The organism is Pedobacter aquatilis, assembly GCF_032678405.1.
GTDB classification, from domain to species: domain Bacteria; phylum Bacteroidota; class Bacteroidia; order Sphingobacteriales; family Sphingobacteriaceae; genus Pedobacter; species Pedobacter aquatilis_A.
In genome coordinates this window covers 272,210-296,278 of sequence record NZ_JAVTSJ010000002.1, presented here as the reverse complement: position 1 = coordinate 296,278, position 24,069 = coordinate 272,210, and the positions used below count along the sequence as shown (strand labels likewise).

Sequence of the window (24,069 nt, the reverse complement as noted above, 5' to 3'; positions counted from 1 at the left end):
ACCATCTTGATTTTTTTAATTCCTGTTTCACCTGGCAACCAAAAGCATTTTAGTGCCGTAAATACAATAGCGGCAAACCACTTGCTGGCACTAACCATTTTAGCTAAAAAAAGATAAATAATCAGGTTACTTTTTTTAATGCAGCATTTACTTATTAAATAAACAGGCATATGAAAAAAAATCCGATCAATACATACCAGAAAATCGCCCGCTGGTTCCGCAATTTTAAAAGAATATGCATTATTGTGGCGGCTACAAAAATTGAGAATTATTAAACAATATTCTGTAATTTTGGAACCTGATTACAGCAGCACATCATCCCCCTTTCTTTTGATACCAAATATGTTAGCCAGAAATCTTAAAGCATTTATATTTTTTATTGCCTGTACACTCTTGTTTGTATTTTGCAAGAAACAAGACACTACAACAACTACGCCCGTCGTAAAAACCGAAAAGATTTATACCGATTCTGTTTTCTACATTCAGGGTAGCAATGTGGTGGTTAAACCCATTATTGCTCAGACAGGAACTTATGCCGCTTTACCCGAGGGCTTAAAAATTGATAAGAAAACCGGCAATATCGATGTAAACCAAAGTGAAACAGGATTACGCTACCTGGTTCTATTTACACCAACGGGAAGTACAGAAAGCATTAAAAGCTATGTTACCGTTTCAGGCATTAACTATCCCGATAAGATCTTTAACCTTTCCAAAGGTGATTCTATTGCCGAACCGATTTATAATGCAGACGCGAAGCTGGCTTTTCCAAATCCCGGCAAAAGCAACGTCTTCGATGAACAAGGGAACTGCAAGAAAGCAGGCATTGTTATAAATGGCGAAAATGCACGTATTAACCTGGCTCAATCTATCCGCAACCAGGCTATTGATACCGGCGCAACCGAGCAGGTAAAACTAGCCTATCGCATTAATGATGGCAGCAACAAAACCGTAAATGGCCTTAATGTTAAAATATACTTCTATCGCAATGCTAAAGAAATCCCTAAATATTTAACGGATTTGCTGGCCGTAAGAAAAACCACAGTCGTAGCCGCAGGTACCGACAACCAGACAACGACGCTCAGCACCCAGAACCTCCTGAGTATGGCGGCACGATCGGAAAGCCTGGCCAGGCCCCGACCGCCTTGTATCATCGTTGTTGGAAACTAGATGAACAGGTGCTTTTTTCTAATATGCCTGTTCTTTCTTAATACTGCTACCGCTCAAAGGCTGGCCCTGCCATCCTATAAAAAACAATTCGCACTAGCGGAACACTATGCCAACAGCGCCAGTCCCAGCGATCGGACTGATGCCCTGGCCGAAAAATATTATCTCGAGGTGATTAAAGCATTATCAGCAACTAAGGCCGATGATGCTTTTTTGCTCAAAACCTACACCAGTGCAGGTGCCTTTATGCAGGTGCTCAACAGGCAACAGGAAGCCATAATCTTTTTTAAGAAAGCCTTCCGGTTAAAAAAGCAGGTAAAAGCTGTTGCCGATTCAGTTCTTTTTGCCCCTTATGTATATTGCGGAAACAGCTTTTATCGTTTAGGTCAGCCCGACTCGGCAAATAACTGTTACCTGCAGGCAAAAGCAATAGCCGAAAGGTTTCCAACAGTAAAGGAGCAGGAACGCCTGTTTAACACCCTCGGCGTTATGGCTTATGCCACCGGGAATTACAACAAAAGTATTCCCTTTTACGAAAAAGCAATCTCCGTACTCAAGAGCAGCAAAGCTTACGACAAAACATTACTGCTCACCTACCAGAATAATTTAGCCGCGGCCTACCGGAAACTTAAACGTTACCGTGAAGCACTTGCCATTTACCAGCAATTGCTCGCTTACCGGCAGGAAACTGAAAACCTCAACCATAACATTGGGGCAGTTTACCTGGCCATGAACCAGGCCGACAGTACCTTAATGTACCTACGCAAGCTGCCGCTGCAGCAGCCAGCGCAACTTAACGACCTTGCTAAAGCATTTCTGCTGAAAAAGCTCCCTGATAGCGCCTTACATTACCTCTTCAAGGCGCAGCAACCGTTAGCACTTAACACACCACAGCACATCAAAGGGATCACACTGAAACTATCTGGCGATGCCTGGATACAGCTGGGGCAGCTAACTAAAGGCATTTCCTATTACCAGTATGCTATCCGCAGCTTTCATCCGGGTTTTAACCCTGCTTATACCAGCAACAATCCCGAAAAATACAGCGGCGTTTTTAACACCATCGAACTACTCGAAACACTAATTGCTAAAGCCGCAGCACAGGAGCTTTTATATCACCGCATGCACCGGAACACTGACCTGGATGCCGCTTTGCAAACTTATAACTCTTTTTATAAGCTCGCGGCGCATATCAGCAGGTTTTATGATAACGACGAAGCACGGCTGCTCATCAGCGAACGTAAGTACCAGGTGCATAAGGCCGCTATAGCCGCCTGCATGCAGCTTTTTAAAAACACCGGGAAAAGGCTTTACATAGAAAAGGCTTTTTACCTCGACGAAGAAAACAAAGCGGCCATTGTAGCCCTTAACCGTGAGGCACTTCGCATCAGGTCGGGAACAAATGTGCCACAGCCACTGCTTCAGGCAGAAACACAACTCAAGAACACCATTACCCGTCTCTCTTTAACTGCCGCCGGTGATAGCAGCAGGCAACAACTTAACAATGCAATTATTGCACTTACCAATGTGCAGGAGAAAATTCAAAGGATAACCCATGCCCCTTCCGCTAACATTGCCGCAGAAAAATTGGTGCTGGCAAAATTTCAGGAGCAGATCCCTGCTTCAACCACCGTGCTCTCTTATCACATCGGCAATAACAGTCTTTTGTGCTTTGCCATTTCTGCTAAGCATTTTAACTTTTCCGAAATTCCCTTTAACCAGGATTTCTATCAGCAATTAAATACCTTGCAAACAATCACTCAGCTTAAGGGGGGCAACCACAACAGGGCGATGAAACAGGCAACGGGCAAGTTGTACCAATACCTCATCGAACCGGTATCTGCTTACCTGACAGGCAAAACGGATCTGGTGATTATCCCCGACGACCAGCTAAACCTGCTGCCTTTCGAAGAATTAACAGATAATCATGGCGAAGCCCTCCTGGCAAAATATTCTTTAACCTATAATTACTCCTGCAATATCCTGCAAAACAGCAGCATACCTGAAGGGAATAAAAACCTGAAAACCCTTTCCTTTGCACCTTTTGCTGCACCTAACGATAGCAAGTGGCCTGTACTAAGCCATTCATTGCAGGAAACAGTTGGCTTAACCGGTCAGCGGCTAATTAATGCCGGCGCTACCAAACAGCGCTTTGATCAGCTGGCGAATAAGTACGACATCATTCACCTGGCTACACATGCCCTGGCTGATAACCAGCAGCCCTCAAAATCGTATATTGCCTTTTACCCTAAGCAGGCCGACAGCAGTATTAAAACAAGGCTTTATTTACCCGAAGTATACAACCTGAACCTGAGTCACGTTAAACTGCTTTTGCTTAGCGCCTGCGAAAGCGGGAAGGGCCAGCTGGTAAATGGCGAGGGACTTATGAGCCTCTCGAGGGCCTTTTCCTATGCCGGTTGCGACCATACCATTACCTCAATGTGGAATGCTGATGACGCCTCAACAGCCATTATTCTTAAATCCTTTCACCATTACCTGGGCAAGGGTAACGGCTACGCCAAAGCTTTACAATTAGCTAGGGGCGATTACCTTGCTGACAAAAATATTTCGCCGGCCAAAAAGAACCCCGCATACTGGGCGCACTTGCGTTACACAGGAGGCTTTACAACAGAAAACCCAGGAAAAACCTGGGTATATCTGCTTATGATTCCTGTTTGTGTGTTATTAGCTTTAGGCTTCCGGAAACTTTTTGTAAAGCTCCGGAAACGTTAAGCTTCGATCGGTACTTATCCGTGTCCGGGACCATCTTCTGCCTTACCACTTTTGTGCTGGCTCTCTACTTTAGCGGCGGCAATATTTTGCAGGTTAATTTTCACTTTGTTCAACAGCGCTGTATTTGAAGTGCTGCTAATGATTACTTTCCCTGAAGTTTTTGTTGCTGTACTTAAATCGGCAATGCTCAGGCCTTGAAGCACTTTATTCAAGCCCAGCACAAAAGTAGCTTTGAGGTCGGTTGAAGCATCGATCTTCACATTATCTAGTTCTACTTTCACCGTTAAATCGTCATTTACATTAATTTCCAGCGGTGTTGTCGTACCATCTGTAGCAGTGAAAGTACCTTTAAGGCTTAGCGGAATAGCTGTTGAAGTGGTTTTGGCCAATACCAGTTTCAGTTCAATTTCGCGGTAAGTACCCGTATCAATAACCGACTTTACTACCGATGGATCGATGGCAAATAAATTAATATTGTTCAGCCCCTTTACCTCAATTTCCTTTTTTACATTGCCTTTCTTGGCCTCAAACTCAAACTTGCTTACGTTAGCCGATCCTTCGGTCCAGTTAACTGCAGGCGTAGTTGCCGAACTGCTTGCCCCCGAACCCGAGCCCGCCACTGTACCAATACTACTCAAGGCATTTCCTGAATTATTTGTTGCGCTTAAATCTGCCTTTACGCTAAAGGCAATTTGCGACTCCTGTGTAACGGCACCGCCGATATCTTTCTTGCAGCTGTTTAAACCTAATAAGGCAAAGAGTACTGCCGCATATTTCATACTGTTTTTGTGTTTTAGCTTGTTCATGATTAATCGTTTTTTAATCATTTGTAAACACTGGCCCGCCAGATGTAACCGCCCGCTAAAACTTTTTTTTCAGTTTCAATAATTTTAAATCGTTAAGGGTACTTAGCGATACCTTTTCATGGTACAGGTGGTTGCTGTCGGCATAAATTTTATCCATAATCGGCAAGGCCATAGCAAACTGTTCATCAGCAATGTAACTCAGCGCCAGGTAATATTCGGCATCATCATGAAAAGCATTGGCGTCTGACCCATCCCCAGCAATGACCTTGAATAATTCTGCGGCCTTTGCAGGCTGCTTTAAAGCCAGGTATGCCTGCCCTGCCAGAAAGCGGTCGCTCTGTGAAGCGGTATTTAACCCTGCATATAGGGAACGTACCTTTTCATAATCTCCCTGCATATAGGCCGCAGCGATGGCATCGGTATTGGCCGCTCCGCGATCGGTATCAATACTATAGGCCACAAACTGCTCCTGGTATAGCTTATCGCCGCTAACACGGTTAATCTTGTATAAAAGCGCCAGTAAAATCACCACGCAAATACCCGCCGCAATTTTATACAACCTGCCAAACCTACCCGGCCGGTGCAGCTTTAATGGTACTGCCGGAGCAGCGGTACTTTCCATCACCTCGCGGTGTATGTCCGCCAGCTCGGCCTTTAAACCATAATGCCGTATGGCTTGCCTGGCCGTTTCCATATTGGCCAGTTCAGCCCGCAAGCCACCATCTGTAGCCAGCTCCCTTTCGAAAGATAACCTTGCGGCTTCATCTAAGCTGCCATCTAAATACTGTATAAGTACGCTTTCTTCTTCCGAATTATTCATAATTTAATGCTGCTTTAAATTGTTCTGCCAGCGAAGGGTTTTCGGCAAACAGCTGCTCTAAACCTTTCATGCATTTATATTTCTTGTTCCTTAATACCTGCTCGCTCTCGAAACTCACCAGTTTTAAAATCTCCTTCATAGGCAGGTTTTCATAATAGTAAGCCAGCAGAATCTTTTTACATACCTCACCAAGCTTGCCTATGGTATCGCTCACCAGGCTTCGGCTCTCACGACCCGCCATAACTACACTTATATCAGGCTCGTGCTCGCCCTGTACAGCGCCGAATTTATCTTCGCGGGCAAGGCGTTTGTTGCGGCGGCGAAGTTCGTTAAGCCAGGCAAAGCGGTTCAAACTGTACAAAAAGGTACGCAGGGATGAATCGCCACGAAACTTACCCTGCCGCAGCAACTCGATAAAGCTAAGCACCACCTCCTGAAAAATATCTTCAGCATCCTGTGCCGAGCCCTGGTTCTGTTTTACATAACCACTCAACACCGCATAATGCTCCTGGTATAAAAACTTTACCGCTTCACTGCTCAGTCGCTCTGCTTTTAGCATCACTATAATTTCTGCATCACTAAACCTTGAGGATGATTTTCTCATCTGCTATAACTAAGTAAATACTGGGATTGATTATGTAACCAAGGTAAGCTTTATCCTTTTCGCCGGCAAGCCCCAAAGCCCTCTAAAACAAAAAAAGCTGCCCCAAAAAGGAGCAGCTGAGCTGTATAGTGAGTTAAATTCTTTTTTATTTGGCCAGTACCATTGCGGTTTCTTCAGCTTTCATTATTTCTTCCGATGTATAAGATGCTGAACGCTGGCTGGCAAAATCGTTCATTTTTACATTTTTCATGTTTGCTGCTACAAGCGTGCTGTGCTGTGCACTACCGTTTAATTTTAATACCGCATCTTCCTGTACTACGGTATATAAACTTTTGGCTGTGGTATTGATTTTTGCCGTAGCGCTCTGGTTTAAGAACAACTGCAGGTTTTTTACATCAAAGTTGCTGCTGGTTACCACTACCGATTGACCATAAGCTTCGATACGTTCCAGATCTTTCATGCTTATTTTTAAGGTTACCTGATTTGATGCAGTGGAATTAATGAACAAGGTTTTACCATCACTTTTAAGGTAGGTGATCGCAGGATCGAAATGCTCATCGCCCGCAACCGTGTTAGTGCTACCCTGTGTTAATACCAGTTTTACGTTGCCACTTACCCAGATGCGGTTAAAGGCTGGCAAAGTGTTAGCTGCACTTACTGTTGTTTCTGGTGTAGTAACTGTTGCGGCCATAGCCGATGAAGTGAATACTACTGCTGTTAATGCGATTGCGAATACTGTTTTGGCTAATGTTTTCATGACTTTATGTTTTAAGGTTTTTGCTTTTGTTTTTTGATATTAAGACGCCGGCACCACCAAAACGTTGCAGCGAAAAAGCCCTTATTATACCAGTACAGCGAACTTTTCTACCAACGCCTGTAATTTATAGACGAACAGCAGTTGGTAAATAGTAGAGCTAAAGCCATTTTACATCTTTAGCATATGCCATCCCACTGCTTGCCCGGATTATCAGGCAACCGGCGGGCATACCCCACACTTGAAAAACATATATGCTATACCATAGGAGAGTGCCTTGTTATTACCAACTTAGAAAAGGAGAGCTTAAATGATCTGGAAGTCTGAAAGACATAAATCCATAAATACAACTTGTATAACTCAAACGAAATTCAGAAATTTGTATACATAACCCACTCAGGCTTAACCCAATAGCTGTATTACTATATACGGTAAAACAATTCATCAATAATTTCATGGTTAAGTCCACCTCTAGTCCGTGTCAAGTCCGACTTTAGTCCGTGTTTTAGCCACCCTTACTTCGTGTGATCTCCCGGTGTGCTTCAGCACCGCTTCGGGAACTGTTCGGGAACCGTTCGGGAAAACACCTGAAAAAGTTCGGGAAAACTTCGGCACAAGTTCGGCTGGCAGTAAAAGCCCTGCCGAAGAAGTGTCGGATAAAATACGGCTTTGAGTAAAGGTTTTCTCTACTCATTGTGATAAGACACCAGAGTAAAAGCCGGAGTAAAGCCGATTGTATTGGTTATGGATCGTCCTCCTGAGCCTAGTCGAAGGATTTATCCGGTCGCCTTCCAAATCTTAGCAATGATAAGGGCCAATAAGACAAAACTGCTTACTAAATCGATTAAGAAGGTGTTAACCATGAATAACATTTTTGTTAAAATATGTTAACGCTCTTTTAAACTAAGAAATTAGTTTTATATTCGGTGGATAAACCAAATCTCTCAATGAAAAGACTACTACTCTCAGTGTGCTTTCTGATTTTCTGTTTTGTGTCGTCCAGGGCGCAAAACCAGCACACTATTAAAGGCCGCGTTATCGATACGGCATCAACAACAATTTTAGGGAATACCTCTGTTTCGCTGCTTAATGCAAAAGATTCTACGATGGTTAAATTTACCCGGGCACTGGATAACGGTATGTTTGAGTTAACCAACATCCGAAACGGTAAATATATTCTCTTGGTTTCCTATCCGAAATACGCTGATTTCGTAGACCACTTTACACTCGATTCTACGAAGAAGGATGTGGATTACGGGAAGATTAATTTAACAGGGAAAGCACAGATCTTAGCCGACGTAATTATAAAAGGTAATCGTTCTGCTATAAAGATTAAAGGCGATACGACCGAATTTGATCCTCAGGCCTACAACATTGAACCTAATGCAAAGGTTGAAGATTTGATTAAGCAGTTTCCGGGTATTCAGATAGACAAAGATGGAAAGATAACTGCTCAGGGCCAAACCAATGTAAAGGTGCTGGTTGATGGGGAAGAGTTTTTCGGAGACGACCCTACGTTGGTAACCAAAAACATCAGGGCCGATATGGTTGATAAAGTTCAGCTTTATGATAAGAAAAGTGACCAGGCTACATTTACGGGTGTTGATGATGGTGAAAAAACTAAAACACTGAATATTAAGCTTAAAGAAAACGCTAAAAATGGTTATTTCGGAAAAGCTGTTGGGGGCGTGGGAACTGATGATTTTTATCAGGGTGAATTGATGTTTAATAAATTTACCGGGAAAAAGAAGTTTTCTGCCTATGGTGTATTGGGTAATACGGGTAAAGTAGGTTTAGGTTGGCAGGACAGCCAAAAGTACGGCTCATCAGGTGCTGGTACAGTTAGCGATGATGGAGGAATTTATTTTTCAGGCAGTGGCGATGATTTAGATTCATTTGGAGGGCAGTATAACGGACAGGGCATTCCGGTTGCAAGATCAGGTGGTGTACACTTCGACAATAAATGGAATAATGATAAGGAATCTTTAAATACAAATTACAAAATTGGTTCACTAAGAGTGGTGGGCGAGCGGGCTACTATAAGTCAGAATAATCTTGCTTCAGGAATTATCAACAGCAATTCCAGCCAAACCTTCGATAATGATATTTTCAGGCAAAAACTTGATGCCACTTATGAAATTAAGCTTGATACGACCTTAACACTGAAAGTAAATGTTGATGGAACGCTAAAACATAGCACAACGTTTAATGATTATGCTACATTAAGCACCAGGGGTGATAATAGCTTGTTAAATACCAGTGCAAGAAAACTAACCAATGACGGTGATGATAAAATATTTAATATCAATGCATTTTTAACAAAAAGACTTAAGAAAAAAGGCAGAACCCTGTCGCTTAATTTAAATCAGTCAATTACAAATACGAAAACAGAAGGTTATCTGAATTCTGAAAATAAGTTCTTTAATACCGCCGGTGTGCAGGATAGTGTGGTAAATGTGGATCAGTATAAAGTAAACAACATTACAAATAATGTATTTAAATCAAATCTCGCTTATACCGAACCAATAACGACTTCTTTAACGCTTGTCGTGAATTATGGACTAAACCTTATTAACGGGAGGTCAGATAGAAAATCATTCAACCAGTCATTACCTGGCAGGTACGATATTTTTGATACGCAGTTTAGTAATGACTACCAGTTAGATCAGGTGATTAACCAGGGAGGAGCAGTATTTAATTATAAGAAAGGTAAAGCTTTGGTTAACATTGGCTCTAAATTTAGTAGTGTTAATTTTAAGCAGGAAGATTTATATAACAATAAAACTTACGATAGAAAATTCATCAATTACATGCCTCAGGCAATGTATCAGTATAATTTCTCTCAGCAGAAATACTTCAGATTAAATTATAATGGTAATACAAATCAACCATCTTTAGATCAGATTCAGCCAATTCGGGTAAATACAGATCCGCTTAATATAACCTTAGGAAATCCTGATTTAAGGCCATCTTTTCGAAGTAATTTAAATGCCCGTTACAGCTCTTACAAGGTTTTAACAAGCCAATCCATCTATATTGGCGGAAGTTACAGCTTCACTAATAATCCGATTGTAAGCAACGTGATAACTGATGCAGCAGGAAAAAGTACTTATCAATCTGTAAATATTTCGGATAAAACACCTGCCAGTTACAATATATATTCAGGTATTGACAGGAAATTGCTGGGCATAACTATGGGTGTAGGGCTCAATATGTTCGGAAGTAATTCTTATAACTACATTAACAATGTGTTAAATGAAACTAAGTCTACATCTTATTCACCAACAATTAATATCCAAAAGTATGTAGAGAAAAAGTTTAGTGTATATGCCTATTTCGGCCCAAGTTATTCTACCACTGAAGCTTCAGTTCAAAAAGCTTTTAATAGTAATGGATGGGGCGCTTTCGGCTATATTTCTGGAAGTGTTCAGTTACCGGGAAAATTTGAAATTAACACCAGCGGTGATTATAATTATCGCGGAAAAACGCAGGCTTTTAACGAGTCGTTTACCCAGTTTTTATGGAATGCTACATTAAGTAAAAAGTTCTTCAAAGCACAAAACCTGAAAACCTCAGTTACCGGTTTCGACCTTTTAAATCAAAACCAGGGCTTTAACCGTTCGGCCTCAAATGGTAACATTACACAGAGTACCTATACAACCATCAGAAGATATTTTATGTTCTCCGTTAGCTGGGATTTCAGCAAAATGGGTGGCGGCGCTAAACCTCAAAACTAAGAACCATGAAAACAATATTAAAACTTACCATTATTTGTACAATGATCTTTATTGCTGACCATTGTTTAGCACAAAATGTACATTTTATTAAAAATGGCGTAATCGAGTTCGAGAAGCGGTCAAATATGTACGCTCTTATAAAAAAGAGGATTACAAAGAATAATGAAACCTACATGACGCAGGCTTTTGATAATTATAAAAAGAATAACCCTCAGTTTAAATCGGCAAAAAGTACGCTTAAATTTAACAGTGAGAAAGGTTTGTATAAATTTTCAGATGATGTTGTTCCCCCTAATAGTAACTGGCTAAACAATAATCCGATTGCGGATTTAAAAAATATAGTTGGAACCGATTTTAAAACCGAAACCAGTACCACACAAAAAAGTGTTTACGAAGCGACTTACCTGGTAAAAGACAGCATCCGCAGGATTAACTGGAAAATTACGGATGAAACCCGGGATATTGCCGGCTACGAATGCCGTAGGGCAAATGCAATTATTATGGATTCGGTTTATGTAGTTGCATATTATTGTAACCAGATTGCCGTTTCAGGCGGACCTGAATCTTTTGCCGGCTTGCCTGGAATGATTCTGGGCTTAGCGTTACCGCATGAAAACATAACCTGGTTTGCTACTAAGGTTACAGAAATCACTGTCCCTGAAAAGGAATTACTGCCACCTGCAAAAGGTAAACCTGTTGATAATGCAGGTCTTAAAAAAGTATTGATGGCTGCAATGAAAGACTGGGGAGAATATGCACAACCCGATTTAAAAGCATTCTCTCTCTAAGCTTACTGTTCCGGAATTATGCTTAATTTAGCCTGATTTCGAAACGAAAATGTATAGCGCACTTTATAACCATATTAACAAATTTGCAGATTTGAGTAATGATGAGCAAGATACACTTGCCGCATTGCTCAAATCTTTTTCCGTTAAAAAGAAATCCTTTTTACTGGAACAGGGCCAGGTTTGCAAGGCTAATTACTTTGTTGTTAAAGGTTGTTTAAGGCTTTACTTTATAGATATCAAGGGGGTGGAACAAACCACACAATTCGCTATAGAAAACTGGTGGATTACAGACCTCACAAGTTTTCTTTTCCAGAAATCTTCTGAGTTTTTTATCCAGGCTGCTGAAAACACCGAGGTAATCGCCATAGAGAAACACCACTATGACGAAATGTTTGAGCGGTTGCCCAAAACGGAAAAGTATTTCAGGCTGGTTTTACAGAAAACACACCAGGCCGCACAACGGCGAATCATGTTTTTGTACAGTTTCACCGCCGAAGAACGATACCGTCATTTTAACAGCTTATTTCCCGAATTTGTGCAAAGGGTTCCTCAATATATGCTGGCCTCCTATTTAGGCTTTACTCCTGAATTTTTGAGTAAAATCAGGGCTAAAAAATAGGTTTTAATGTCTGCTCAGAAAATCCTCATAAGCCAGGGCAATACCTTCGCGTAATTCAATTTTGTGTTTCCAGCCCAGGTTGTGGAGTTTAGTAACATCCATTAACTTACGTGGTGTTCCATCAGGTTTGCTGGCATCAAAAACCAGTTCGCCTTCAAAGCCCAGAACATCTTTAATTAAAAGTGCCAGGTCTTTAATGGTTAAGTCGTGGCCTACACCGATGTTAATCAGGTTTGGCTCATTGTAATTTTCCATCAGGAAATAACAGGCATCGGCTAAATCATCAGCAAAAAGAAACTCCCGCATTGGTGCGCCCGAACCCCATACCGTAACCTGCTGCTCGGCATTTATCTTGGCTTCGTGCACCTTCCGGATCAATGCAGGAAGAACATGCGAGTTTTGGGGGTGGTAATTGTCGTTATAGCCATATAAATTGGTTGGCATCACCGAGATAAAGTTACAACCATACTGGTCGCGGTAGGCATCGCACATTTTTATACCAGCAATTTTCGCTATCGCATAAGGTTCGTTGGTTTCCTCTAAAGTTCCTGTTAACAGGTAATCTTCTTTTAAAGGTTGCGGTGCCATTTTCGGATAGATGCAGCTCGACCCCAGAAACATTAGTTTTTTAACCCCGTTTAAATATGCGTTGTGAATTACATTATTCTGTATGGCTAAATTTTCATAAAGGAAATCAGCACGGTAGGTATTGTTGGCAATAATGCCGCCCACTTTTGCTGCCGCAAGAAAAACATAATCAGGTTTTTCAGCAGCAAAAAAATCAGTTACCGCCTGCTGATTGCGTAAATCCAATTCAGAAGAAGTTCTGGTGATCAGGTTGCTGTAACCTTCTTTTTGTAATTTGTGGTAAATTGCCGAACCCACCATGCCGCGATGGCCTGCAACATATATTTTAGCGTTTTTTTCCAATGATGCTCTGTTAAAATCAGTCAAAAATACAGGGAATTAATAACAAAGCCATAATAACTGTCCTGAAAAATAAAGCAATAAATAATTAATCTTATTTTTGCCGAAAAAAAACTTTTGGGTAAAGATAAACTTAGGCGATTTGCAGAGATAGAAACTTTTGCAAACGTATATCAATTAGAAGAAGGAAAGGCCTTGCAGGGAAAATGGGCAGGTATACATTTTAAGAATAACAACCCTGTTGTATTGGAACTGGCTTGTGGAAAGGGCGAATATTCGGTAAACCTTGCCCGCTTGTTTCCGGAAAAGAATTTTATCGGGGTCGATTACAAAGGCAACCGCATATGGCGTGGTGCTAAAACCGCTATTGAAGATGGCATCGATAATGTAGCTTTCTTAAGGATTCAGATTGAAAACCTGCTTGATTTTTTTGGCGCAGGTGAAATAGATGAAATCTGGATTACTTTTCCCGATCCGCAACCCCAAATCAGCAGGGAGAAAAAGCGCTTAACTTTTCCTGCGTTTCTGAATAAGTACAAACAGATTCTTAAAAAAGGTGGAAAAGTTAACCTTAAAACAGATAACGACCAGCTTTATGCCTATACCTGCGAAAAGGTTGAAGAACTGGGATTAAAAGTGCATAAAAATACCGACCATTTGTATACATCAGCATTAGTAGACGATGTTTTGTCGATAAAAACGTATTACGAGAAAAAGTATTTGTTGCACGATAAAAATATCAACTACATTCAATTTTCATTTGAGTAATGGATAGCAACTTTTACGAACAGGTTTATGAAATTGTCAGGTTAATTCCCAAAGGGCGGGTAACTTCTTACGGCGCCATCGCTAAAAGTTTGGGGGCTGCAAAATCATCGCGTATGGTTGGCCACGCTATGGCTTATGCAGGTATGGCACACCCGAAAGTACCGGCACACCGCGTGGTTAACAGCAGCGGCCTGTTAACCGGAAAGTTTCATTTTAGTCCGCCGGAGTTAATGGAACAACTGCTGGCAACAGAAGGCGTAGAAGTTAAAAACAATAAAGTTGTGGGTTTTAAAAAGGTGTTCTGGAACCCACTTGAGGAAATCGAATAGGATTTTCAGGCTTAAAAGGTTTTAGGATCAGGGCTCACAGGGCATTAATCACTCACTCAATAATTCATTCAATATTAAATAAATATGGGCAAGTTAGTAGAAGAATTTAACGGCTATCGCGAAAAAATGAACGATAGGATAATGGAAACGGCCAATACAAATATTAAACGTTTTTTCGCTTTAGATACCACATCATACGCCGACGGTGCTTTAGATGTTAAAACAAAAGAAATGCTTGGCCTGGTGGCTTCTATGGTGCTTCGTTGCGACGATTGTATTAAATATCATTTAGGCAAATGCCACGAAGCGGGTGTCAATTCAGATGAAATGAATGAAATATTCATGATTGCCAACCTGGTAGGTGGTAGCATTGTAATACCTCATTACCGCAGGGCAGTTGAGTATTGGGATGAACTAAACGCCGCAGGTTAAGGATTTTCTAATCCTTAAAACCTCAATACTTTATTTTTTAACTTCGTTATAGGTTCTTACCAGTTCAGCAACGTCTTTGGTGTTTAAAGCGGTATTAGCCTCTACTTGTGCTTTTACATTGGGTTCATCACCAAGTTTCTGAAGCAGGATTGTTTTAACCTCTGCTTTTTTGGCCTCTTCGGTAATGGCTTTTATTGGAATTTCCTGTAAAGGCCCTGCTCCGGTTTTTTCAATAAAATAGCGGATTACAGGTGTTCCCGCAGGACGCTCCGGGGCATTGCTTCGCCCTCCGCCTATACTTATTCCACCACCCATGCCCATACCGCCATAACTTCCGGTTCCGGTGCCAATGCCTATTGACGGACTAAACCTTACCTTTTTCTCCTTCTGAACTGGCATTAATCTTTCGCCACCAAATGCATACAGATTTACCTTACCGAACTCAATTATTTTTACAAATCGATACTCCAGGTTTTTACCCGTTGCAAAGCCCTTACTAAGGTAACTGTTTCCATTCCAGAAAAAATTCTTTACGTCTTTCGCGGGTAAAATCACATCTGCCTCATCATTTGCACTGATAAAAACCGAAAAGTAATCCGTTCCTTTTATGGTTCCGCGAATCACATCGTCATTGTTTTTCACAATAAAATCCTGTGCTGAAACAACATTAAAACCAAGGAGCAGTATGGCAGATAAGAAAAGAAAAAATTTCATGGTAATATCAATATAAAGGATAACACAATTTTAATGCTTTTAGCACATCATTCCTAAACTTTCATACGTTTTAGTTTCATCAGATTATTAACTTTGGTTAAATTATGGCCTGGTAAAATCAATTTACCGCCACTCATTAAATCTGTGTAATCACATGAACAATAAAAAACTCTTTCTTTTAGATGGAATGGCGCTGATGTACAGGGCGCACTTTGCCTTAAGCAAAAATCCTCGCTTTACCTCAACAGGTATAAATACATCGGCGGTTATGGGCTTTACCAATACCTTGCTCGATGTTTTGAAGAAAGAAAAACCAACACATATAGCGGTAGTATTTGATACAGAAGCACCAACGGAAAGACATACTGCTTTCGAGGCTTACAAGGCGCACCGTGAAGCCATGCCCGAAGATCTGGCTGCCGCAATGCCCTATGTAATTAAGCTCATCACAGGCTTTAACATCCCCGTTATTACTTCTGACGGTTATGAAGCAGATGATATTATCGGCACCTTAGCCAAAAAGGCCGAAGCAAAGGGTTACCAGGTTTACTGTATGACACCCGATAAAGATTTTGCCCAGCTTGTTTCGGAAAATATTTTCATTTACAAACCTGCACGTATGGGGAATGAAATGGAAATTTTAGGCGTGAAAGAAGTGCTGGCGAAATGGGAGATTGAAAATGTACTGCAGGTTATTGATATTTTAGGCTTATGGGGCGATGCTGTCGATAACATCCCGGGGATTCCTGGTATTGGCGAAAAAACAGCGAAGCTTTTAATTAAGCAATATGGCTCGATGGAAAACATCATTGCCAACTCGCACGAGCTGAAAGGTAAGCAACGCGAAAACGTAGAGAATTTCGCTGAGCAGGGATTAATCTCTAAAAAGCTCGCTACCATTTTGCTTGATGTTCCGGTCGAATTAGATGAAGAAAGCCTGGCATTGTGCGACCCAAGCAAGGATTTACTGGAACCGCTTTTTACTGAACTTGAATTCAGAACTTTAGGCAGGCGTGTTTTTGGCGACGAATTCTCGGTAACCACGGCAAGGTATCAGGAAGGTACACAAACCGATCTTTTTGGTAATCACCCAGGTGAAGCCATTCAGTATACCAACACCATTGAAGATGAACCTGCAGAAAAACTACCTGCCAAAACAATTGAAAATACCGAGCATAATTACCAGCTGGTTGAAACAGCAGCCCAGCGTGCCGATTTAATTAAATTATTACTTGCACAGAAAAGAATCTCTTTTGATACCGAAACCACAGGTACAGATGCTAATACGGCAGATTTAGTGGGATTATCATTTTCTATAAAACCAGGAGAGGGTTTTTATGTGCCAATTCCTGCCCTGAGAGCAGATGCCCAGGCCATTGTTGATGAATTTAAAGTTGTACTGGAAGATGAGAAAATCGAAAAGATTGGTCAGAATACCAAATACGATATCTTAGTTTTTAAATGGTATGGATTAGAAGTTAAAGGAAAGCTTTTTGATACCATGCTGGCACATTACCTGATTGACCCGGATACCCGCCATGGGATGGATGTGCTTTCAGAAAACTACCTGGGTTATTCGCCAATATCCATCACCAAATTAATTGGCCCGAAAGGTAAAAACCAGGGAACAATGCGTGATGTTCCGGTTATTGATGTGGTGGATTATGCCGCTGAAGATGCCGACATTACCCTGCAGCTGGCACATGTTTTTGAACCGAAACTGAAAGAACTCAATGCCGATAAACTTGCGGGAGATATTGAAAACCCCTTGGTTTATGTGCTGGCCGACATTGAAAAAGAAGGGGTACGCATCGATATGGAAACATTGAAGGCATATTCTAAAGAGCTCGAAACAGACATCATTAAGTTTGAACAAAATGTATATGATAAAGCCGGGGTTAAATTCAATCTGGCATCGCCAAAACAACTGGGAGAAGTTTTATTTGATAAACTTCAGTTAGACCCAAAAGCAAAGAAAACCAAAACCGGACAATATCAAACCGGCGAAGATGTGCTGCTGGCCCTGGCAAGCAAGAGCGATATCGTACAGGACATCCTCGATTTCCGTCAGCTACAGAAGTTAAAATCGACTTATGTAGATGCCCTGCCACTAATGGTTAATCCGAAAACCGGCCGGGTACACACCTCATACAATCAGGCAGTTGCGGCAACAGGAAGGTTAAGTTCCAACAACCCCAACCTGCAAAACATTCCAATCCGTACCGAACGCGGTAGGGAAGTAAGGAAGGCTTTTATCGCCCGTGATGAAAACCACATCCTGCTTTCGGCCGATTATTCACAGATAGAGCTTCGTATCATCGCCGAAATCAGTAGAGAAGAAAATATGCTCGATGCTTTTAACAAAGGCATAGATATCCATACAGCAACTGCGGCCAGGGTTTATGGGGTTAATATCGAAGCTGTAGACAGTACACAAAGGCGAAACGCAAAAGCGGTTAACTTCGGTATTATTTATGGACAGTCGGCTTTTGGTTTATCGCAAAACCTGGGCATACCACGTAAAGAAGCGGCAGAAATTATTGAGCAATATTTCACACAATATCCGGGTATTAAGCGCTACATGAGCGATACCATGAATTTTGCCCGTGAAAATGGCTTTGTGGAAACGATAATGGGTAGAAGACGTTATTTAAGAGACATCAATTCTGCAAACCAGACCGTGCGTGGCTTTGCTGAACGAAATGCCATTAATGCCCCAATCCAGGGCTCGGCAGCAGACATGATTAAAATTGCCATGATTAATATCCATAAAGAGATGAAAGCGCAGGGATTACAATCTACCATGACCATGCAGGTGCATGATGAGCTTGTTTTCGATGTGCTGAAATCGGAAAAAGAAGTAATGAAATCCCTCATTCAGGATAAAATGGCCAATGCAATTAAATTAACCGTACCAATTGTAGTAGAAATTGGTGAGGGCGACAACTGGTTAGCAGCACATTAATGATGAAAAAATTTTTATTTCTATTGTTCAGCTTTGCCTCCCTAACATCATTTGCCCAGCAAAGCGATACCTTATACAGCTATACCAATTTGGGAGGTAAAGCGGTTAAAAAAGATAAAGCCGTAAATGTTTATAAGGTTTATCGGAAAGACAGCACAAGCTGGATTAAAACCACATCAAACCACGATCTGATTCTTTTAAAGAAAGAAACTTTCGGCGATGCTGATTTAAAAGTTTTAAACGGTAGCTACCTCGAATATAATGAGGGCAAGGTTAGTTTAAGGGGCTTTTACCTTAACGGGACCAAGAGCGGCCAATGGATTACATATTATCCTAACGGAAGTGCTGCAGAATCTGAAACCTTCAGGCTGAATAAGTCTGATGGCCCGTTTATATCCTACTGGCCAAATGGAAAGACCATGCAGGAGGGCAATTATTCGAATGGAAAAATGACAGGCGAATGGAAACAATATACTGAAACGGGTGAATTAAAATTAACCAGCAATTTTAATGATGATAGTACTCCTTCAAATCAAAACCAAATTAAGTTACTTGATATAACACCTCCACAATATCCTGGCGGTATGACCAAATTTTACGAATATATCGGCAACAATTTACGTTATCCGAAAGATGCACTGGAAAAACACATCACAGGTAAAGTATTTTTTACTGTCACCATTGATACCGAGGGCAGGCTCAAAGACTTCAACGTTATTTCTTCACCAGACGATAGCCTTACCCAGGCGGCAAAGAATGTAGTATTGAGTTCGCCCAAATGGATTCCGGCAAAGGAAGCCGGTAAGGTCGTTAACATGAAACAAAGCTTAAATATTAATTTCGCTATTAACTAATATCTGAATTCAAATTTTCTTATCTTCATTAAATCTTCATCCCGATTAATCAATTTTATATCAACAAATAAACGAGTAAAAAAAATCTAAGGACATGAAAAAATTATTGAGTTTAATCGCAATCGCAGCATTTGGCTTAACTACAGCATTTGCACAAACACCAGCAACAACAGCTCCAGCTAAAGTTGTAAAAAAAGAAGTTAAAACAACAACAGCTCCTGTAAAGGCTGGCGTAAAACAAGAAGCTAAGAAAGTTGAAACAAAAACAACTACAACAGCATCAAAAGTAAAAGCAGATGGAACGCCAGATATGCGTTTCAAAGAAAATAAAGCAAAAGCAGTAACTAAGGTTGCAGGCCCTACTAAAAAAGACGGTACTGCAGATATGCGCTACAAAGCAAATAAAGCTGCAGCTAAAAAGAACTAGGTTTAGGTTTTATAATTGAAAGGGTTCCAGATGAAAATCGGAACCCTTTTTTTATTTATAGTACTATCGTTTCGCCAATCTGAGGCAACAATAGGTTTTTATTTTCACGTTTAAACTTTGCTATCGCATCATCCACATCAATGCTAATTGGCGGGAATGTATTGTAATGTACACCAATAATCTGCTCACATCCTATGTATTTAGCAGCGATAACGGCATCATCAACATCCATTGTATAATGACCGCCAATCGGTAAAATCGCATAATCCAGTTTGTGCAATTCTGCAAGAAGTTTCATCTCAACGGTTAAAGCTGTATCGCCGGCAAAGTATATCTGTTTGCCCTCAAGCGTTAATACAAAGCCTACCGGGTTTCCACCATAACTACCATCAGGATTTGAGCTGCTGTGTACTGCCCATACCGTACGTAATTTGCCGAAAGGAAATTGCTGTGTACCGAAATTTATATCGGTAACTTTTTCTACGCCTTGTTCTTTAATCCATTTGGCAACCTCAACCATCGCAATTACCTGTGCGCCGGTTTGCTTTGCAAGCTCAACCAGGTCGGCAACATGATCGCCATGACCATGGCTCACCAGAATATAATCGGCTTCGATTTTACTTGTATCGATATCCTTTGCCAAAGGATTGTATTTAATGAAGGGGTCGAAAAGAAATTTTGTGCCATCAGCTTCAATTAAGAAGCAAGACTGGCCGTAATATGTAAAATTCATTGTTGTAAAGTTAAATGTGTAGCTTAAATATCAGAATGCGTAACTTCCCGTTTTGCCATTATCCTCCAAACATGCCGCCCAAACCACCCAGCATGTCTTTGGCTGATGCCTGCATTTCAGAAGCACTTACTGCTTCAGCACTTGCCAATGCTTTGTTAATAGCCGTTTGAAGCAATTCTTCCAGTTCTTCCTTGTCGGCATTTTTTAAAAACTCTTCATCAATTGAAATGCCTGTTATTGCCTTATTGGCTGTTGCTGTAATTTTAATCGCACCGTTTTCAACTTCGCCAAATACCGAGATGGTATCCAAGCGCTTTTTAATCTCTTCTGCCTTTTGCTGGGCAGCGAATAACTTATCGAACATAATTTGTTGTTTTATTATAAAACGAAATTAAACTAAATTGTTTTCCAAAGTGATATTTTAATATCATCTTTTGGTTAAAGATAGGCGAATGTTACAGATCAGACATTCGTTTGCGAATAAGCTATTGAGCTACCTTTTACTTCTATTAAGCCTTGATTTCAACTCACTGAAATCAAAAACATCGTTCATAGAAACATTAAGGGCATCACTAATTTGTTTAAGGGTAAAAGCTGATAAATTAACCTTTCCGTTTTCGATTCGGCTGATGCTTTGGAAGTCTTTATTGATTAATGCACCAAGTTCTGGCTGTGTCAGGTCGTTTCGCTCCCTCAGAAAGGCAATTCGCCTTCCGAGTTTAGCTTTAAAAACACTGATCTCATCCATGTTGCAAACTCCAAATATTTTGGAAAAAACAACTAAACATATTTGTTTATATAAAAGCCTTTATTATATTTGATTATCCTTCCTTAACACATCCTGTTATAGTCACATAGAGTTATAGTAATTCTAATAATAGTGAGGCTTAATCGCCCTTTTTAAAAATTTCCCATCCCATTTTATGATTTCTTGTGGTAAAGGGAATCATTATTTATACCTGTCTTTTAAATTTCCCTAATCACTGAAGAGCTGAAAAAATGTGCCCTGCGCTGCCCCGAATTCATTGAAGTTTAAGGTTAATTAGTTATGGGGTAGGCAGGGTTTATTTAGCTGCTTATGGTTCAATATTCTATTGGTTAGCACATAATTGTTCAACGCAGGTTTTGCGAAGCTAGAGGACAGGTGAACGCTTAATGGTCTGATATGTTCACCTTGTAGCAAGACGATAATGGCAGGCTGTTTCTATGAATAGCCCAAACGAAGCTGTAATTATGCCCAGAGTAATTAACAGCAGAATCTTATAAATATAATCCAGAAAGGCTCAGCACATACTACGATCGGCTATTAAAGCGGATAAGTTGTGATATGATTCTGATGCTCATGAATAAAACAATTACTCCAGCAATTAAATTAAATTTCTCGGCCATATTCAGTTTGGTTAGGGATATCCTAATATATAACAAAACTGTTACACGAACAAGCATTCAGATCAAAAAAAACACATTAGTTATTAACATTTATGAGATTTCTTAATAGAGAAAGAAGCTGATTAATGATAGTAGATAAATAACCTATTAGCAAAAAAGCACCGGATATCAGTGCCTTTTGATTTGGTAGCCCCGAGCAGAATCGAACTGCTATCTAAAGTTTAGGAAACTTCTATTCTATCCGTTGAACTACGGGGCCTTGTAGTATGTTTTCGGGCTTTTTCCCGAGGAGCTGCAAATATAATAAAAGTTTTGGCCTGCAAAGGGTATTTTTGAGGCTTATACTCTTCAATACGTAACAGGATATATTAGTATGCACAAGATTGATTAAATTAAAAAACACTAATTATTTATTGTTTATCAATAAATAATTATTACGTTTGCATAATAATTTAAAATTTTAATCTGTTATGAAAAGAATTTCGACTGCATTTCTTCAGGGTGTTGTGGTGTTGATTGGTCTGGTAGCCCTTTTTATTTTAATTCGTATGCCCTTAATCGAAGGGCGTGCAGCCAAACTGGACCTAATAAGTATTTATGCCGACCCTTTTATCTTGTACGGCTATGTGGCATCCATAGCTTTTTTTGTAGGCCTTTACAAGGCTTTCAGGTTACTGGGCTACATTGGTCAAAACCGGGTATTTTCACTGCCTGCAGTAGCAGCTTTAAAGGGAATAAAATATTCTGCTATGCTAATGGGTATTTTAATTATACTAGCTGGCGTATATATCAGGATTATGCACCATAAGGATGACGACCCAGCGGGCTTTATTGCCATCTGTATTGTAACCACCTTTGTTTCGGCGGTAGTAGCAACGGCAGCAGCAATATTTGAAAAAATATTACAAAACGCCATTGATATGAAATCAGAAAATGACTTAACGATATAAATTATGGCAATTATTGTAAATTTAGATGTGATGATGGCCAGGCGCAAAATATCGCTGAATGAGCTTTCGGAAAGGGTTGGCCTGACTTTATCGAACCTTTCTATTTTAAAGACAGGGAAAGCAAAAGCAATTCGTTTTAGCACACTTGAAGCCATATGCAAAGCGTTAGATTGTCAACCAGGTGATATATTGGAGTATGTGCCTGATTAAAGTCTTTTCTGTTGGTTAACTACTAACTGATGAAATGTTTATTACCCTATAAATTGGCTTAAAAATAATGGTAAAATGGAATTCTCACCTTTTAATAAAATCGTAAAATATTGCCTGGATGGCATGGCGCTCGAAGAAAAGAATAAACCCGAGGAAGCGCTAAGGTTATTTATGCAGGGCTGGAAAGAAGCCAGCAGTGATTTTGAAAAATTTCTGACAGCTCATTATATTGCACGCAACCAGCAAAGTGTTGCCGATCAGCTAAACTGGCTTGAAACAGCCTTAAAATTTGCACTGACCATAAACGACGAATCTGTTAAAAGTGCATTTCCAGCACTTTATCAAAACATTGCCAGCTGTTACGAAAGCCTGGGTGATCACGAAAAAGTAAGATTGCATACCGAACTGTCAGTTTCTTTTAAACACCATCCGGCTGATAAAGGGCCTTTCTATCATGGCACTAAAGCTGCCTTAGCGATTGGTGATTTACTTAAACCTGGCGGCAATTCAAATTACGTAGCAGAAATAAAAATGAACCATATTTATTTCACGGCGATGGTTAACGGTGCAGGACTTGCCGCAGCATTAGCCAAAGGCGACGGAACAGAACGCGTATATGTGGTTGAGCCCACAGGAATATATGAAAACGACCCAAACCTGACGGATAAGAAGTTCCCAGGGAACCCCACCCGTTCGTACCGTTCGGAAAGTCCGTTGAAAATTATTGGGGAAGTTAATGAATGGCTTAAACAAACACCTGAAGAACTACAAAAATTTCGCGATAGGCTGTCGAGGCAGAAAGGCGAAATCATTAATTAAGACCATCGGCCGATGCCAGAAAACAATTAAGCCTGGCTTAAGTGCCCATGTTTACCAAACAAAGCAACGCCAGGCATTGTTATCAGATGAACCAAAATGTATAACCGTTATGGAAACCAGAATGATATGGGCCAACCTTGCCGTTAAGGACCTAGACAGAACTTTTAAATTTTATACCGCTTTGGGTTTTAAGCCCAATGGTGAACATAATTCTGACGAGCTTTGCAGTTTTTTCTTTGGAAAAGATCAGTTTGTAATTCACTTCTTTATAGAAAAACAATTCAAAGCTGCAGCGAAACTGGATGGTACTGAGCTACAAAACGGAAATGAAATTATCTTCAGTCTGTCGGCCGAAAGCCGTGAAGCGGTCGATGCCTGGCTGGAAAGGGTAAAAGCAGCAGGCGCAACAATATATTCCGAAGCTGCTGCTTTTGAAAAAGGCTATACTTTTGGCTTTTCCGATCCTGATGGCCATAAATTCAATGTACTTTTCTGGCCTGCTTAAATAAAATTTTGGCTTTATCCAA

At 40.6% G+C, this 24,069-nt stretch carries 24 protein-coding genes and 1 tRNA gene; 15 read left to right on the top strand and 10 right to left on the bottom strand.

Translation table 11 applies throughout. The annotated features are described in order from the left end of the window. Positions 1-342: 342 nt before the first annotated feature. Both R2R71_RS06685 and R2R71_RS06680 read left to right on the top strand, forming a co-directional pair. Positions 343-1,167: a hypothetical protein gene (locus R2R71_RS06685; protein ID WP_316830482.1), complete on the top strand. Its 825-nt coding sequence runs from the start codon at positions 343-345 to the stop codon at positions 1,165-1,167. Further along, entirely contained in the window at positions 1,168-3,897 is a 2,730-nt protein-coding gene (locus R2R71_RS06680; protein WP_316830481.1) for a CHAT domain-containing tetratricopeptide repeat protein, read from the top strand. A gap of 14 nt (positions 3,898-3,911) precedes the next feature. Here R2R71_RS06680 and R2R71_RS06675 read toward each other — a convergent pair whose 3' ends face one another. From R2R71_RS06675 to R2R71_RS06660, 4 genes are all read right to left on the bottom strand, one after another. Next, entirely contained in the window at positions 3,912-4,703 is a 792-nt protein-coding gene (locus tag R2R71_RS06675; RefSeq protein WP_316830480.1) for a hypothetical protein, read from the bottom strand. A gap of 55 nt (positions 4,704-4,758) precedes the next feature. Then, a complete protein-coding gene (locus R2R71_RS06670) occupies positions 4,759-5,523 on the bottom strand; it encodes a hypothetical protein (RefSeq protein WP_316830479.1) in 765 nt (254 codons plus the stop codon). Continuing rightward, positions 5,516-6,127: an RNA polymerase sigma factor gene (locus R2R71_RS06665; RefSeq protein WP_316830478.1), complete on the bottom strand. Its 612-nt coding sequence runs from the start codon at positions 6,125-6,127 to the stop codon at positions 5,516-5,518. The genes R2R71_RS06670 and R2R71_RS06665 overlap by 8 nt, the downstream gene beginning before the upstream one ends. 145 nt (positions 6,128-6,272) lie before the next feature. Beyond that, positions 6,273-6,884 (bottom strand): GIN domain-containing protein, encoded by a 612-nt coding sequence (locus tag R2R71_RS06660; RefSeq protein ID WP_316830477.1) that lies wholly within the window; start codon positions 6,882-6,884, stop codon positions 6,273-6,275. A gap of 944 nt (positions 6,885-7,828) precedes the next feature. On the opposite strand from R2R71_RS06660, the gene R2R71_RS06655 reads away from it, so the two are divergent. The 3 genes from R2R71_RS06655 to R2R71_RS06645 are packed head-to-tail and all read left to right on the top strand — an operon-like array spanning position 7,829 to position 12,025. After that, positions 7,829-10,618 (top strand): outer membrane beta-barrel family protein, encoded by a 2,790-nt coding sequence (locus tag R2R71_RS06655; RefSeq protein ID WP_316830476.1) that lies wholly within the window; start codon positions 7,829-7,831, stop codon positions 10,616-10,618. Positions 10,619-10,623: 5 nt separating this feature from the next. Beyond that, complete coding sequence (locus R2R71_RS06650) at positions 10,624-11,406, top strand: GLPGLI family protein (protein ID WP_316830475.1); 783 nt, start codon at positions 10,624-10,626, stop codon at positions 11,404-11,406. A gap of 49 nt (positions 11,407-11,455) precedes the next feature. Beyond that, entirely contained in the window at positions 11,456-12,025 is a 570-nt protein-coding gene (locus R2R71_RS06645; protein WP_316830474.1) for a Crp/Fnr family transcriptional regulator, read from the top strand. Between the two features lie 3 nt (positions 12,026-12,028). Here the strand turns inward: R2R71_RS06645 and R2R71_RS06640 are convergent, their stop codons facing one another. Next, positions 12,029-12,955, bottom strand: a complete 927-nt coding sequence (locus tag R2R71_RS06640) for a GDP-L-fucose synthase (protein WP_316830473.1) — start codon at positions 12,953-12,955, stop codon at positions 12,029-12,031. A gap of 114 nt (positions 12,956-13,069) precedes the next feature. On the opposite strand from R2R71_RS06640, the gene trmB reads away from it, so the two are divergent. The 3 genes from trmB (at position 13,070) to R2R71_RS06625 (ending at position 14,481) form a co-directional block, all read left to right on the top strand. Next, the gene (gene trmB / locus R2R71_RS06635; protein WP_316830472.1) at positions 13,070-13,720 is read left to right on the top strand and encodes a tRNA (guanosine(46)-N7)-methyltransferase TrmB; all 651 of its coding nucleotides are present in this window, start codon (positions 13,070-13,072) and stop codon (positions 13,718-13,720) included. Next, positions 13,720-14,049, top strand: a complete 330-nt coding sequence (locus R2R71_RS06630) for an MGMT family protein (protein WP_316830471.1) — start codon at positions 13,720-13,722, stop codon at positions 14,047-14,049. Before trmB ends, R2R71_RS06630 begins: the two co-directional genes overlap by 1 nt. An 84-nt stretch (positions 14,050-14,133) precedes the next feature. Further along, a complete protein-coding gene (locus R2R71_RS06625) occupies positions 14,134-14,481 on the top strand; it encodes a carboxymuconolactone decarboxylase family protein (protein WP_316830470.1) in 348 nt (115 codons plus the stop codon). A 30-nt stretch (positions 14,482-14,511) separates the two neighbouring features. Here the strand turns inward: R2R71_RS06625 and R2R71_RS06620 are convergent, their stop codons facing one another. Further along, positions 14,512-15,195: a hypothetical protein gene (locus R2R71_RS06620; RefSeq protein ID WP_316830469.1), complete on the bottom strand. Its 684-nt coding sequence runs from the start codon at positions 15,193-15,195 to the stop codon at positions 14,512-14,514. 154 nt (positions 15,196-15,349) lie between these two features. Here R2R71_RS06620 and polA point away from each other — a divergent pair, with 154 nt between their 5' ends. From polA to R2R71_RS06605, 3 genes are all read left to right on the top strand, one after another. Beyond that, entirely contained in the window at positions 15,350-18,160 is a 2,811-nt protein-coding gene (gene polA, locus R2R71_RS06615) for a DNA polymerase I (RefSeq protein ID WP_316830468.1), read from the top strand. Beyond that, entirely contained in the window at positions 18,160-19,014 is an 855-nt protein-coding gene (locus R2R71_RS06610; protein ID WP_316830467.1) for an energy transducer TonB, read from the top strand. Before polA ends, R2R71_RS06610 begins: the two co-directional genes overlap by 1 nt. Positions 19,015-19,108: 94 nt before the next feature. After that, the gene (locus tag R2R71_RS06605; protein WP_316830466.1) at positions 19,109-19,441 is read left to right on the top strand and encodes a hypothetical protein; all 333 of its coding nucleotides are present in this window, start codon (positions 19,109-19,111) and stop codon (positions 19,439-19,441) included. 55 nt (positions 19,442-19,496) lie between these two features. On the opposite strand, the gene R2R71_RS06600 is transcribed toward R2R71_RS06605, so the two are convergent. From R2R71_RS06600 to R2R71_RS06585, 4 genes are all read right to left on the bottom strand, one after another. After that, the gene (locus R2R71_RS06600) at positions 19,497-20,174 is read right to left on the bottom strand and encodes a metal-dependent hydrolase (RefSeq protein ID WP_316830465.1); all 678 of its coding nucleotides are present in this window, start codon (positions 20,172-20,174) and stop codon (positions 19,497-19,499) included. A 58-nt stretch (positions 20,175-20,232) separates the two neighbouring features. After that, positions 20,233-20,538 (bottom strand): YbaB/EbfC family nucleoid-associated protein, encoded by a 306-nt coding sequence (locus R2R71_RS06595; RefSeq protein WP_316830464.1) that lies wholly within the window; start codon positions 20,536-20,538, stop codon positions 20,233-20,235. A gap of 129 nt (positions 20,539-20,667) precedes the next feature. Then, a complete protein-coding gene (locus R2R71_RS06590) occupies positions 20,668-20,922 on the bottom strand; it encodes a helix-turn-helix transcriptional regulator (RefSeq protein ID WP_316830463.1) in 255 nt (84 codons plus the stop codon). 825 nt (positions 20,923-21,747) lie between these two features. Then, a tRNA-Arg gene (locus tag R2R71_RS06585) sits at positions 21,748-21,822 on the bottom strand. 211 nt (positions 21,823-22,033) lie between these two features. On the opposite strand from R2R71_RS06585, the gene R2R71_RS06580 reads away from it, so the two are divergent. The 4 genes from R2R71_RS06580 to R2R71_RS06565 all read left to right on the top strand — a co-directional run bounded on the left by R2R71_RS06580 (position 22,034) and on the right by R2R71_RS06565 (position 24,047). Beyond that, a complete protein-coding gene (locus tag R2R71_RS06580; protein WP_316830462.1) occupies positions 22,034-22,513 on the top strand; it encodes a DUF2975 domain-containing protein in 480 nt (159 codons plus the stop codon). A 3-nt stretch (positions 22,514-22,516) separates the two neighbouring features. Further along, on the top strand, positions 22,517-22,723 hold the full coding sequence (locus tag R2R71_RS06575) for a helix-turn-helix transcriptional regulator (RefSeq protein WP_316830461.1): 207 nt from the start codon (positions 22,517-22,519) through the stop codon (positions 22,721-22,723). A 393-nt stretch (positions 22,724-23,116) separates the two neighbouring features. Continuing rightward, complete coding sequence (arr, locus tag R2R71_RS21160; RefSeq protein WP_410478215.1) at positions 23,117-23,542, top strand: NAD(+)--rifampin ADP-ribosyltransferase; 426 nt, start codon at positions 23,117-23,119, stop codon at positions 23,540-23,542. Between the two features lie 109 nt (positions 23,543-23,651). Next, positions 23,652-24,047 (top strand): VOC family protein, encoded by a 396-nt coding sequence (locus tag R2R71_RS06565; RefSeq protein WP_316830459.1) that lies wholly within the window; start codon positions 23,652-23,654, stop codon positions 24,045-24,047. Positions 24,048-24,069 lie beyond the last annotated feature (22 nt).

Coding starts and splice junctions, on each gene's coding strand:
- R2R71_RS06650 (WP_316830475.1), top strand. CDS start 10,624: ATGAAAACAATATTAAAACTTACCATTATTTGTACAATGATCTTTATT.
- R2R71_RS06610 (WP_316830467.1), top strand. CDS start 18,160: ATGATGAAAAAATTTTTATTTCTATTGTTCAGCTTTGCCTCCCTAACA.
- R2R71_RS06645 (WP_316830474.1), top strand. CDS start 11,456: ATGTATAGCGCACTTTATAACCATATTAACAAATTTGCAGATTTGAGT.
- R2R71_RS06660 (WP_316830477.1), bottom strand. CDS start 6,884: ATGAAAACATTAGCCAAAACAGTATTCGCAATCGCATTAACAGCAGTA.
- R2R71_RS06655 (WP_316830476.1), top strand. CDS start 7,829: ATGAAAAGACTACTACTCTCAGTGTGCTTTCTGATTTTCTGTTTTGTG.
- polA (WP_316830468.1), top strand. CDS start 15,350: ATGAACAATAAAAAACTCTTTCTTTTAGATGGAATGGCGCTGATGTAC.
- R2R71_RS06685 (WP_316830482.1), top strand. CDS start 343: ATGTTAGCCAGAAATCTTAAAGCATTTATATTTTTTATTGCCTGTACA.
- R2R71_RS06580 (WP_316830462.1), top strand. CDS start 22,034: ATGAAAAGAATTTCGACTGCATTTCTTCAGGGTGTTGTGGTGTTGATT.
- R2R71_RS06575 (WP_316830461.1), top strand. CDS start 22,517: ATGGCAATTATTGTAAATTTAGATGTGATGATGGCCAGGCGCAAAATA.
- R2R71_RS06620 (WP_316830469.1), bottom strand. CDS start 15,195: ATGAAATTTTTTCTTTTCTTATCTGCCATACTGCTCCTTGGTTTTAAT.
- R2R71_RS06595 (WP_316830464.1), bottom strand. CDS start 20,538: ATGTTCGATAAGTTATTCGCTGCCCAGCAAAAGGCAGAAGAGATTAAA.
- R2R71_RS06600 (WP_316830465.1), bottom strand. CDS start 20,174: ATGAATTTTACATATTACGGCCAGTCTTGCTTCTTAATTGAAGCTGAT.
- R2R71_RS06680 (WP_316830481.1), top strand. CDS start 1,168: ATGAACAGGTGCTTTTTTCTAATATGCCTGTTCTTTCTTAATACTGCT.
- R2R71_RS06670 (WP_316830479.1), bottom strand. CDS start 5,523: ATGAATAATTCGGAAGAAGAAAGCGTACTTATACAGTATTTAGATGGC.
- R2R71_RS06630 (WP_316830471.1), top strand. CDS start 13,720: ATGGATAGCAACTTTTACGAACAGGTTTATGAAATTGTCAGGTTAATT.
- R2R71_RS06675 (WP_316830480.1), bottom strand. CDS start 4,703: ATGAACAAGCTAAAACACAAAAACAGTATGAAATATGCGGCAGTACTC.
- R2R71_RS06605 (WP_316830466.1), top strand. CDS start 19,109: ATGAAAAAATTATTGAGTTTAATCGCAATCGCAGCATTTGGCTTAACT.
- R2R71_RS06590 (WP_316830463.1), bottom strand. CDS start 20,922: ATGGATGAGATCAGTGTTTTTAAAGCTAAACTCGGAAGGCGAATTGCC.
- R2R71_RS06565 (WP_316830459.1), top strand. CDS start 23,652: ATGGAAACCAGAATGATATGGGCCAACCTTGCCGTTAAGGACCTAGAC.
- R2R71_RS06625 (WP_316830470.1), top strand. CDS start 14,134: ATGGGCAAGTTAGTAGAAGAATTTAACGGCTATCGCGAAAAAATGAAC.
- R2R71_RS06665 (WP_316830478.1), bottom strand. CDS start 6,127: ATGAGAAAATCATCCTCAAGGTTTAGTGATGCAGAAATTATAGTGATG.